Source organism: Campylobacter sp. 10_1_50 (genome assembly GCF_000238755.1).
Classification (GTDB): Bacteria; Campylobacterota; Campylobacteria; order Campylobacterales; family Campylobacteraceae; genus Campylobacter_A; species Campylobacter_A concisus_R.
This window is the reverse complement of the sequence record NZ_JH414889.1, coordinates 41256-52584: the sequence shown is the minus strand read 5'-3', so window position 1 is coordinate 52584 and position 11329 is coordinate 41256. Positions and strand designations below refer to the sequence as shown.

Annotated in this window: 9 protein-coding genes and 1 pseudogene; all 10 read right to left on the bottom strand. The window is 39.1% G+C overall.

Annotation, left to right across the window (positions count from 1 at the left end; translation table 11 throughout):
- Nucleotides 1-464 (bottom strand): annotated as a pseudogene (locus tag HMPREF1019_RS08820) (NAD(P)/FAD-dependent oxidoreductase); the annotation flags it as partial.
- Nucleotides 465-567: 103 nt separating this feature from the next.
- Nucleotides 568-1131: a MotE family protein gene (locus tag HMPREF1019_RS08815; protein ID WP_009295375.1), complete on the bottom strand. Its 564-nt coding sequence runs from the start codon at nucleotides 1129-1131 to the stop codon at nucleotides 568-570.
- Complete coding sequence (locus HMPREF1019_RS08810; protein ID WP_009295374.1) at nucleotides 1131-1553, bottom strand: flagellar export protein FliJ; 423 nt, start codon at nucleotides 1551-1553, stop codon at nucleotides 1131-1133. The genes HMPREF1019_RS08815 and HMPREF1019_RS08810 overlap by 1 nt, the downstream gene beginning before the upstream one ends.
- Nucleotides 1550-2800, bottom strand: coding sequence for an adenylosuccinate synthase (locus HMPREF1019_RS08805; protein WP_009295373.1), 1251 nt, complete (start codon nucleotides 2798-2800; stop codon nucleotides 1550-1552). Before HMPREF1019_RS08805 ends, HMPREF1019_RS08810 begins: the two co-directional genes overlap by 4 nt.
- A 2-nt stretch (nucleotides 2801-2802) precedes the next feature.
- Entirely contained in the window at nucleotides 2803-3663 is an 861-nt protein-coding gene (locus HMPREF1019_RS08800; RefSeq protein ID WP_009295372.1) for an ATP phosphoribosyltransferase regulatory subunit, read from the bottom strand.
- Entirely contained in the window at nucleotides 3656-7705 is a 4050-nt protein-coding gene (locus HMPREF1019_RS08795) for a diguanylate cyclase domain-containing protein (protein WP_009295371.1), read from the bottom strand. Before HMPREF1019_RS08795 ends, HMPREF1019_RS08800 begins: the two co-directional genes overlap by 8 nt.
- Nucleotides 7706-7825: 120 nt before the next feature.
- Complete coding sequence (locus HMPREF1019_RS08790; protein ID WP_009295370.1) at nucleotides 7826-8455, bottom strand: NAD(P)H-dependent oxidoreductase; 630 nt, start codon at nucleotides 8453-8455, stop codon at nucleotides 7826-7828.
- A gap of 107 nt (nucleotides 8456-8562) precedes the next feature.
- Nucleotides 8563-9585: a selenide, water dikinase SelD gene (gene selD / locus HMPREF1019_RS08785; protein ID WP_187364912.1), complete on the bottom strand. Its 1023-nt coding sequence runs from the start codon at nucleotides 9583-9585 to the stop codon at nucleotides 8563-8565.
- The gene (gene yedF, locus HMPREF1019_RS08780) at nucleotides 9582-10184 is read right to left on the bottom strand and encodes a sulfurtransferase-like selenium metabolism protein YedF (protein ID WP_009295368.1); all 603 of its coding nucleotides are present in this window, start codon (nucleotides 10182-10184) and stop codon (nucleotides 9582-9584) included. The genes selD and yedF overlap by 4 nt, the downstream gene beginning before the upstream one ends.
- Before the next feature lie 146 nt (nucleotides 10185-10330).
- A complete protein-coding gene (locus HMPREF1019_RS08775) occupies nucleotides 10331-11278 on the bottom strand; it encodes a formate dehydrogenase subunit gamma (RefSeq protein ID WP_009295367.1) in 948 nt (315 codons plus the stop codon).
- Nucleotides 11279-11329 lie beyond the last annotated feature (51 nt).

Sequence of the window (11329 nt, the reverse complement as noted above, 5' to 3'; positions counted from 1 at the left end):
ACGCTTTTACACTCTAAATTTTCATTTAAAAAATTAGTCTTTACGCCACCTTTTGTAACTTCAGCCCTTTCAAAGCCAAATGTCCCAGCTGGGGCAAAATGATATGCAAAAAGCCTTTTTATGATGCTCTTTTCATCATCACTAAATTCATAAAATGCCCTATCTTTTAAACCAAAATTTCTTAAAAACTCCAGCACAAATCTCTTTGGCAAAGGTAAAACTGAACTAAGCTGCTTTTTGCCATTTACTAAATTTTTCTCACTAAATTTAGGCAGAAAATTTATGCAAATTCGACCCTTTTGCCAAAAGAGTGAGGCGTTTAGTATCGCTGGACCACTTATGCCTCTATGTGTAAAAAGCAGATCACCACTAAATTTATAGCTCTCATTTTTGGTATTTATCACTACATCTGCGCTTAGACTAACACCACTAAGCTCTTTAAACCAAAACTCATCTTTTTGCACGCTAAAGCCAACAAGAGCAGGGGGTAAAAATAAGAGACGGGTGAGCAAATAGGTTAAATTTACTAGTTAAATTTGGCTTTTATAGAGCAGCAGCAAGTTAAATTTACTGCATATTTATGCTTCCAGCTGGAGCGGGCATATCACCCTTTTCATCTACAAATGGAGGTCCTTTTTGAAGTAGTGCAGTCACTTCAGAGGCAACTTTTGGATCCATCTTAGCCATTATGGTTGATATCTTTTTTGCATCAAGGGCGTAAAGTATGGTAGCTGCGTTTGATCTTGGCATTTGCGAGAGCACTTCGGCTGCTGCGCCATCTTTCATTTTGGCGTAGGATTCATTGACTTTATCAGTCGTCATCGTGCGAAGCTCTTTTAAAATTTTCTCATTTTTAGCGACAACTTCGTCGATCTCTTTGCGTTTTTGCTCGATCACTTTCATCGTCGCATTTAGGTCAGCCTCTTTTTTGGCAAGCTTTTTGTTGTTCTCTTCATAAGCCGCGGCCGAGCTTGCTCGAAAGACCTCTAGGGCTTGGCGCTGCTCGTCGATGACCTCAAGCTCCTTTGAAATTTCCTCTTTTCTAGCTTCAAAGATCTGAGTGCAATCAACCGGCACTTCAAAGCAAAATGCAAAATTTATGACCATAAAAAAGAGTAAAACAGCTCTCATCACGCCTCGCTTTTGGCTGCAAATTTCATAACCGCAAACTCATCAAGAGCAAGCGCTTCAGCCTTTTGTATGCGTTTTATCTCTTTTTTAAATTCTTCTTTTTCTAGATATTTCATCTTTTCATACTCTAAATTTGCATTTTTATATTTGTGCTCGTAGTGCAAGACCTCTTTTTTTGCTATCTCTAAGCTCTCTTTGCAGGCACTTAGCTCGGCTCTTGCTATATTTATGAGCTCTAAATTTTCTCTTAGCTCGCCTATGTTGCCACTTTTTGGCAGGTTAAACTCGTTGAGCTTGGCCCTTAAGAGTGCTATTTTTTCTTCAGCATTTCTTACATTTAGCCTAGCAACGACGAGCTTAGCCTCTACCTTATCCATCTCCTGCTTTTTGACGCGGACGACGGAGGTAAATTTACTTTTCATCTAATGATCGTATCGCTTCTCTCAGGGCTTGTTGAGATATAGCCAACCTTCACGCCAGTTAGCTCCTCTATACGCTCGATATACGCTCTTGCGTTTGCTGGCAGGTCTTCATATCTGCTGATGCCTTTTACGCTGTCCCAGCCCGCAAGCTCTTCATAGATAGGCATTGCATTTTCAAGATCTGTTGGCACGTAGTCGATCGTCTCGCCGTTATATTGATATGCTTTGCAAATTTTTACCACCTCAAAGCCATCAAGCACGTCAAGCTTCATAAGCGCATAAGTATCGACGCCATCAAGCCTTGAAGCGTATTTTACGCTTACTGCGTCAAACCAGCCACAACGTCTGCGGCGACCTGTTGTTGTGCCAAATTCTTTACCAATCTCACACATCTTATCGCCGCTCGTGCCTTTGTCTTCAGTTGGGAAAGGTCCATGTCCTACGCGAGTCGTATATGCTTTGATGACACCTATTACCTTGCCTATCTCTTTTGGATTTAGTCCAAGGCCTGTGCAAGCACCAGCGCTTATGGTATTTGAGCTAGTTACATAAGGATATGTGCCGTGATCGATGTCTAAAAGTGTGCCCTGAGCGCCTTCAAGTAGGACTTTTTTGTCTTCATCAAGCGCTTTCCAAACTAAATTTGTAGTGTTTGCGATAAATGGAGCAAGCACCTCTTTATATCTTTTTAGCTCTTCAAGTAGCTCATTTTCTTCAGGTATCTTTACGCCAAGTGCGTCAAATACTGGTTTATTTGTTTCAAAATCATGCATCAAAGCATCGCACAAGCGCTCTGGCTCAAGTAGCTCGCCAACTCTGTGGCCGCTTCTACTTATCTTGTCTGCGTATGTTGGTCCGATGCCTTTACCAGTCGTTCCGATCGCTTTTTCGCCTTTTAAGCGCTCTTTTGCTTGATCGACTTGGCTGTGGTAGCTTAAATTTAAGTGTGCTTTGTCGCTTATATAAAGTCTGCCTTCTAAGTTGTCAAATTGCGCCATCTCAGTGATGAGCACCTCTGGAGAGACAACGACGCCGTTGCCGATGATATTTATGATATTTTTGTGCAAAATTCCGCTTGGGACAAGGTGAAGCGCGTATCTTACGCCATCTACCCAGATCGTATGACCAGCGTTGTGGCCACCTTGAGAGCGACAAATCATGTCATAGTTTAGTCCTAGCATATCAACTATCTTGCCTTTACCCTCATCACCCCATTGAACACCAACTACTAAATCAGCCTTTCTCATTCTTACTTCCTTAAATTAATTTTTTCTTCGATTAATGCATCAGTATAAACAGCGAACCCGCTGCTTGAAATATTGTCTATTTCATAGTTTCCGCCACTTGCTAAGATAGCGTTGTCTTTTAAAAATCTAAAAAATAAACTATCATAATATCTCATTTTTGAGTAATATAGCGGAACTATTCTTAAATTTTTATATTCTAGTGATTTGACTACGCTTTGTAAATTTTTTAGCGCCTCTTTTAGCTTATCAGGGACTAAATTTACTATCTCATCAAGCTCGCTAGCGTCCTTTAAAAGGGCTAGTTTGCTAAGCCACGGCACGTTTTGGGCTAGGATCTTTTCTAGCCATGAGTTTTCAAAAATTTCTATCTCTAAGTTTAAAATTTCGCAAATTATCCTTGGGATTTGCATGTTGCTAAGCTGCAAACAAGCGCCGATCTCAAGCTCGCTAAAGAGCTTTGCTACGATGTTTATGCTCTTTAAGATGTCGTTTTCACCGATAAGTTCAGCGCCTATTTGATAAATTTCTTGGCTTGGGTAGCGAAAGACTGGCTGTATATAAAACCACCTCTTTGGCTCGTTTGCTTTAAGCCTTCTAAGCACGATCCTAACGGTATCAACCGTGCTATCAGCCCTTAGACTTATCTCGTGGTTTAGACTGTCGCTAAAGCGCAGGAGATTTGTCGCATCTACGCTTAGATGTTGATGATACGAAAAAAACGGCGTTACGATCTCGCTAAAACCCTCATCTTCTAAAATTTCACTCGCTTTTTGCTCGATTTTTCTCTTTAGTTTTGCACTTTTTGCAAAGTAAAGTTTGCTTCCGTTTGGGATCTCGTGCTCATAAACATTTACATCACTCAACTCTTATCTCCTTACTAAAACCTAAATTTATATCGCACTCTTTGATGATGGACATGGCTAGATTATAGAGTTCGCCGCTGTCACTACTACTTGCTAGTTTGCTTAAATTTACGGAAATTTCTTGATTAAATTTACCTATATTTTTTATCTCATCTTCTATTTTTTGTTTTAGGCTTTGTGCTAGTTTGTCGTCTTGATTCAAATTTGCTATCACTTCATTTGCAAGCTCTTTTAGCACGACTAAGCCTTTAAAAAGCTCGAAATTCTCGCTATTTTTATAGTCTTTTATGTGCAGATATGGTCTTTCAAATTTAAACGAAGCAGCATCTTTTGCCAAAAGTGCCAATGAGAAAATGTTGCCTTGAAATTTATCAAAGCCAAGACCAAGTAAAAACTCAAGCGTTCTTTTGTCATCGATATTTTTTATAGTCGCATTTAGTCCAAATTTATCAGCCACAAACCTTATCATATTTATGCTCTCAAGCGCCTCTTTTGAGTTAAAGATATGTTTGCAAAATTTATTATCTATATTAAAGCGGTTTGTCTTTAGCATGCCAAGAGCTTCGATCGAGCTTGAGTATGAGGCAAAGTCATCAAGCGAGAAGTGTATGCCAAGCTCTTTATATTTTCTCACATAAATTTCTAAAACTTCTAAATTTGTAGCTGTTGCAGCGTCGATAACATCGATGATAAGCCCAGTTGGATCAAGGCTTTTATCCTCATCAAATATCGCTTTAAATTTATGCCAAAATTCTTCTGTAAAGAGCTTTTTAACGCTTAAATTTACGCGAACCTTTGCGCTTATGCCATTTTCTAGCCACATTTTTCTTGCTAAAAGCGCCTCTTTTATCGTAAATAAAGCGATATTACTCGATGCGCTACTTGTCTTTATGAGTGGCAAAAAGTCGCTTGGATAGATGATCTCGCTATCTTTTCTCCATCTAATAAGCGCTTCAAAACTTAAAGTCTCGCCCGTGCTAAAGCTGATCTCTGGTTGAAATTCTAAAAACATCTCACCAGCGTCAAGCGCTTTTAAAATTTTTGAGCCATCTTCGTATTGGCTCTTAAAATAGACATCTTTTTTCGCATCAAATGTATAGCTTCTGTTTTTGCCACTTATCTTGGCTTGATACATCGCCCAGTCGGCTCTTTGTAGCACATCATCAGCTCCAAGCTCACTATCAGCTAAGGCTATGCCTATGCTAGTGCTTGCTTTTAGTTTTAGCTCGTCTATCTTTACTTCATCTGAAGCTAGCCTTAGCATATTTTGCGCTATCTCATAGACTTCACCTAAATTTTCGTAGTTTATGACGCCTACAAACTCATCTCCGCCTATCCTTGCAAAGATATTTTTGCCATTAAACATAGCGCCTATCTTTTCAGAGATAGCTACTAGAAATTTATCGCCTATTTGATGGCCGAAGTTGTCATTTATGCTCTTAAAATCATCCATATCAAGGTAGATGACGGCTATTTTTTGTTCATTTTTTTGTATGAGAGAATTTAGCTTGTTGTAGAGTAAAAATCTATTTGGTAGCTTTGTAAGCGGATCGTGATATGCGATAAATTCTAGATATTTCTCATTTTGTGCTTCGTTATTTGCCAGCATTGCTAGCATGATGTAGCCAGTTTTTTTCTCATTCGCATCGATAAGCGGTAAAATTTCTATGACTTCAAGCTTGCTCTTATTTTTATTATTTTCGCTCCAAACCTTGCCACTCCACGAGCCACCTTGGTTTATAGTCTCTATGATCTGGTGTTTTATATCGCTTAAGCCTTGCTTTATAAAGGTGATATCTTTTAGATATACGCTATCTTTTGCGCCCGCACTTTCAAAAAATGCGTCATTTGCGTCAATAACCCTCATCTCCTCATCAAGCAAGACGACCTCTTCTTTGCTAAATGAGAAAATTTTTGCAAGCAGGTCTTGGCAGACAAAGAAGCTATCTTCTAGGCTAAGGTCTCTTAATGTGCCTTTTATCAAGCTTACTTCGCCAAATTCGTCGTATTCAAGTGCTTTTGCCCTTAGTCTAAAGTGTAAAATTTCTTTATCTATGCTGTAAAGTTTGATATCTTTGATGTATGTTTGAGCATCTCTTAAGCTCTCAAAAAAGCTATAAAAACTATCAAATTCATCGACAAAGACCGACTTTGCTTGCTCGAAATTTAGAGTGCTTTGCGTGCCAAGAACCTTGCTTAGCTCGTCTGAGATGTTAAGCATGTCGCTTCTTTTATCCCAAGTAAAGACATTTGCCTCACTCGCCCAAAGCAGTGCTTTGCTCTCTTTGCTTTGTTTTTCAAATCTCTCTTGAAGCTTTAGCATATCGCTAAGATCAGTAAATGAGTAGATGACTTTTTGCTCGTCTGCATCGATAAATTTAGCCCTTATCCTAAATGGAATTTTCTTTCCGTAAGTGTTTGTCATATTTGCTATGAAATTTAGCTCTTCATTTTTGCTAGTTTGTAAAAAGGCTTTTTTATTTGCCAGCATGGCAGCTTTAAAGCTATCAAAGTCCTCGCTTGCGATGATGTCTTCTAAATTTATGAGACCTTGGCTTTGGACGTTAAAAATTTTCTCGATATTGTTTGTGCTTTGTATGATCAAAAATGGCTCATTAGCTGAAGCGATGGCGATGACATTAGGCGATAAAAAGACGTAGCTTTTGATGATATCGTCATTTCTTTGTGTTATCTTTTCTTGAGTGATATCTTTTATGAGTATGAAATTTAGCCTTGTATTTTCTAGCTCAAAGCTACTTTGGGTTGCTAAAACGTCGATTATCTCGCCATTTTTACGCCTTAGCTTAGCCTCATAATATAGATTATTATTGATAGCGTTTTCTCTATCTTCTGCTAAATTTTTAGACTCATCTTCAAGAAGCTCTTTGATATTTAGATCCGCTACATCATCTTTTTTGTAGCCTAGATTTTCTAAAAGAGCGTTGCTAATGTCCGTGATAACGCCAGTATAAGCGTCAAAGACCACGATCTTTAAAAAGCTCTTTTCAAAGACATAGCCAAATCTACTCTCGTAGCTTTGTGCCGTCTCGTAAGCTTTATCTCTATCTTCGTAGAGTTTTTTGATACTGTTATTTAGCAAGATAAATTCTTTTATGTCAAATTTTTCATCAGTTGGCTTACTTTTATCTACCGCAAAAAGAGCGATTCTAATAAATGGAGAGAGAATTTTATCTTTTATATATGAGTTATCACGTAGCCAAAGTATACTAAATGCGACAAAACACAAGAACGAAAGCACGACTAGAACTAGCTGGATAAAGATCTGTGCCTGCCTGCTAGAGCCTGTTATGACAAATAGCTTTTGCTCCTCTAGGTAGCTGATCTTGTAAAAATTCATATCCTTTAGTATAAAAATGATCTTGTCAGCTTTAAACTCGCCACCTTGCGAGATGTATTTGTTAAAGTCCTCTTTTATAAATTTTCTATAAAACTCATCTCTTGAGAGGTTGCCATCTTTATCGACCAAAAAGACGTATGCGGCAAAATTTTTGTTATAGCCTGTATCGACCTTCTTTTTTAAAAGATTTGGATTTAGCTGAATGAGAATTTTATTGCCATTTTTTAGTCCGTAAGCTATGTAGATATCTTTAAAGCGTCTATTTTTATAAAATCTATCAGAGAGCCTAAACTCGCCCTCTTTGATGTCTGAAAACCACGAGATATCGTAGTTATGTAACTCAAAAGCGCCCTCAAATTTACGCTGATAAAGCAAGGAGTTGTCTTTTGCTATCACGTAAAAAGCGGCGTAAAATTTACTTGTATTGCTATCGTCGTTAAATGGCTCTATGCCATTTTTAATAAGTCTTGCCTTTGTAGAGATGTTGTCTTTTACATCTACAAATGTACTCACGATATTGTTTCTAGTGATAAAATTTAGCGTTGAAATTTCATATTTTATATCGTTTATGCCAGCAAATATGACAAAAAGTGCAAGAAAGATGAAGGCAAAAAGAAGTAGTACTATCTTTACATAGAACCTCTTAAAAATCTGCAAAACTGGTTTAGCGCTATTTTTTTGCATTAAATTTAAGCCTCGCTTTTTAAAACTAGCCATGATTTTAACGCAAATTTACTTTTTTTAGCTTATAAAATGACTTTTTGTTTAAATTTAAGAAGATCACAGGGCGTTTTGCCCCGTGACTTAGTAGATCCAAGTAACTACTTCGGCTCTTTGTCTGCGTAGTTTTTCTGGTTGTGGGTTTATGCGGTAGCCAAATGGCACTACGATAGCCACTCTTTTTTCGCTCTCATCAAGACCTAAAATTTCATTTAAAGCGTGTCTGTCAAAGCCTTCGATCGGGCAGCTATCTATGCCAAGGCTTGCGGCTGCGTTCATCATATTTGTCGCAGCTATCATGCACTGCTCGTGCGACCACTGAAATGTTAGCTCGTCGTCATTTTTGAAATTTGATAACAAAAAGTCGTGATAAAATTTCTGCCTTGCAGCGATAGCTTCGGGGTCTTTATCAGCCCTTCTAGCGATCATTTTATCAACATAGCTGCTGCCAAATTTTATCTCTTTGATCTTTGCTAAAATGACAACCAAATGCGAGCAAGAGGTGATTTGCACTTGGTTCCACGAAACAGCTTTTATCTTCTCTCTAAGCTCTTTGTTTTGCACGACTAAAAAGTCCCACTGCTCAAGCCCAGTCGAGCTTGGACTTAGTCTGCCAGCCTCTAGGATAAAGTCAAACTCGCCAGCTCCGATCTTTTTGCTCTCGTCAAAAATTTTGCAAGCGTGACGAAATTTTAAAATTTCAAGATAGTTCATCATATCTCCTTTGTTAAATTTCTTGACATTATAAAGCGACTAGGTAAATTAAAAGAAATTTAGCCAGACTTTAGCTGGCCTTAAAATAGGCTAAATTTAGCCTAGAGTTAGTTTAAAAATATATCAAACTCGCCTTTTTGTATCGTTTGTGCGATGATGGCTGAGCGCTCATAGCCAGCCTCTTTTAGGCGCTTTAGGGCTAAGCTCGCATCGTTCTCGCTAACAGCTAGCAAAAGTCCGCCAGAAGTTTGCGCGTCATATAGTAAGATATCAGCCTCTTTGCTCACAAAATGCTTTGTAAATTCGCGGTTTTTGTAGCTTCCCTCTGGGATGATGCCCATATCGGCAAATTCTTTCGCACTTGCGATCACTGGCACATCTTTTTCAAAGACATTAAAGCTGATCTTGTCGTTTAACATCTCGCTTAAATGTCCTAAAAATCCAAATCCAGTCACATCGGTAGCGGCATAAACTTTGATGCCACTTAGTGCTTTTAGAGCGTAGAAATTTAGCTGAGCCATGATGCCAGCGACCTCATTTATCTGCTCCATGCTTAGTAGATCAGCCTTGATCGCTGTGCTTAAGATGCCACTGCCAAGAGGCTTTGTAAGGATCAAAACATTACCAACTTCTGCTGTGTTGTTTGCCCAGAAATTTTTAGGATCTACCTTGCCCGTCGCGCTTAGCCCATAATACATCTGCTGCGTCTCTATCGTGTGTCCGCCAACGATGACGCCGCCACACTCTCTTACTTTATCGGCTCCACCTTGCAAAATTTCGCCTAAAATTTCGGGTGCAAGGTTGCAGCTATCAAAGCCCACGATATTTAGGGCGTTTATCACCTCGCCACCCATAGCAAAGACGTCGCTTAGGCTATTTGCAGCAGCGATCTGACCGTAGATAAATGGGTCATTGACTACTGGTGTGATAAAGTCAAGCGTCTGAACGAGCGCAAGATCGTCTGAGAGCTTAAAAACGCTCGCGTCCTCGTTTGAGCCGATGCTTGAGAGCAGGTTTGGATGAGATAAATTTAAACTACTAATCGTTTTGTGAAGACCCGACGGGTCAAGCTTAGCAGCTCAACCAGCGGCTTTAACGAACTGCGTAAGCTTTTTGTCGTGATAGATCATAGTTTGATTTGCTCGTGAGTTGAGAGTATGTCGATGATCTCATAAGCGTTTGAAATTTCGCCAACTGCAAGATCGCTTACTAGTTTATAAGCCTCCAAGCAGCTTCCGCAGCTTAAAATTTGAACGCCAGCAGCTTCAAGATCTTTAAGTGGCTTAAAGCTTGGATGTGAGCGGTTTGTCGTCATCTTAACGGCGTTATTTACGCAGATGATTATCTTTGGTTTTTTCTCTACTTGAAGAAGTGCGCCTAGGAATTTTGATAGCAAATTTATTCCAACTTCGCCGCTACCTGCGCGCTCTTCGTTTAGATAGAGCACTTTTTCATTTTTTGGTGTTATGTCGCAGACAAATTCGTCAAAATTTGTAAGCTCAAGCGCGCTTTTGCCCTTGATGGCTAAAATTTTAGTCTCATTGCCGTTGCTTTCTAGGCTAAATTCTATATTTTGATTTCTCAAAAATCTCGAGATATTTTCTTTTGGAGCTAGGGCATTTACGATGATCTCTAAGCTCTCTCCCTCGTTTAAACCCTCAAGTGCGTTTTTAGTCATGATGACTGGTTTTGGGCACTCTAAATTTCTACAATCAATTGTTCTTGTCATTGTTTTTCCTTTGTGATTAGTATTTCAAACCTTGAAACTGATTTTGGATTATAGCTAAAAAATATTAATTTTTTAAAAGGATTTGTGCTGTGAAATTTGCTATAAAAGAGAGTTTGACCCTGCGTAAGTCGCAAGGTCAAGGTTAGTTATTTTAAATTTGTGTAAGATTTTTCGTAGTCAGATACTGGGATCTTGTTTTTCTTAACAAGCTCTTGATACCAGTAGTGGTGAAGTACATAGACCTCTTCTTCTTCTTTGTATCCAGTGACCATCGACCAGATAGCGCCATGTATAGCGATCGCAGCCATATAGATATGAACTAAGAAAAATACCGCACAGACGATGCCAAGGCAGTTGTGGATAACTACGCTGTATCTTAAAAGATCGATTTGTTGGATACCAAACCAACTAGCAACTGCTGGCTCTTTAAGATCCATGAAGTACATGATAGCACCAGTTATGATCATCACGATACCACCAGGGATAGCGATCCAGTACCATGCTTTTTGTCCTGCGTTAAATTTACCAGCTGGGACTGGTCTTTTCTTCTTTGAAAGATAACCACCAACTATCATCATCCATCTGATATCATAAACAGCTGGAAGCATTCTGATAGTCCAAGCAAATAACATAGGAAGCACAGAAATAGCAAATATAATAGTCGCTATATCGTGCAAGTATCTACAGAAACGCACAAATGTGCCACCACCTAGCTCTGCGCCCCACATGATGATGATACCAGTTGGCACCAAGATGATCCAAGAGATCGCAGCTAAGCCGTGAGCTATACGTTCGATTAGTGAAAATGCAAATACTTTTTTGCCCTCGTGACTAAAGTGTTTTGGTCCGATGATCAAGAAGTGTAGCACGAATGCGCCGATAACAGCTAAAATGATAGAAAGTGCAGCTATCGCGAAGTAGTCGTTGCCTTGTATAAAAGTAAATATCGGGCCCCAGCCATGCTCATAAGGCTTGATATTTTCTATCCTCTGTGCTGCCCAAATGGTGCTGTCATATTGATTGACGCCAGTTGGTCCCTCAATGGCCATTGCCGTAACAGACAATGTAAAAAGTAGAGTAAGAATTCTCGTCATTTTATTCCTTTATTTGCTAAAGCTTAAATGCTTTAAGCTTTGGTTAAATAT

Bases quoted from the DNA above. Each gene is read 5' to 3' on its own strand.
- HMPREF1019_RS08790 (WP_009295370.1), bottom strand. From the start codon at position 8,455: ATGAACTATCTTGAAATTTTAAAATTTCGTCACGCTTGCAAAATTTTT.
- HMPREF1019_RS08815 (WP_009295375.1), bottom strand. From the start codon at position 1,131: ATGAGAGCTGTTTTACTCTTTTTTATGGTCATAAATTTTGCATTTTGC.
- yedF (WP_009295368.1), bottom strand. From the start codon at position 10,184: ATGACAAGAACAATTGATTGTAGAAATTTAGAGTGCCCAAAACCAGTC.
- HMPREF1019_RS08805 (WP_009295373.1), bottom strand. From the start codon at position 2,800: ATGAGAAAGGCTGATTTAGTAGTTGGTGTTCAATGGGGTGATGAGGGT.
- HMPREF1019_RS08810 (WP_009295374.1), bottom strand. From the start codon at position 1,553: ATGAAAAGTAAATTTACCTCCGTCGTCCGCGTCAAAAAGCAGGAGATG.
- HMPREF1019_RS08795 (WP_009295371.1), bottom strand. From the start codon at position 7,705: ATGCAAAAAAATAGCGCTAAACCAGTTTTGCAGATTTTTAAGAGGTTC.
- HMPREF1019_RS08775 (WP_009295367.1), bottom strand. From the start codon at position 11,278: ATGACGAGAATTCTTACTCTACTTTTTACATTGTCTGTTACGGCAATG.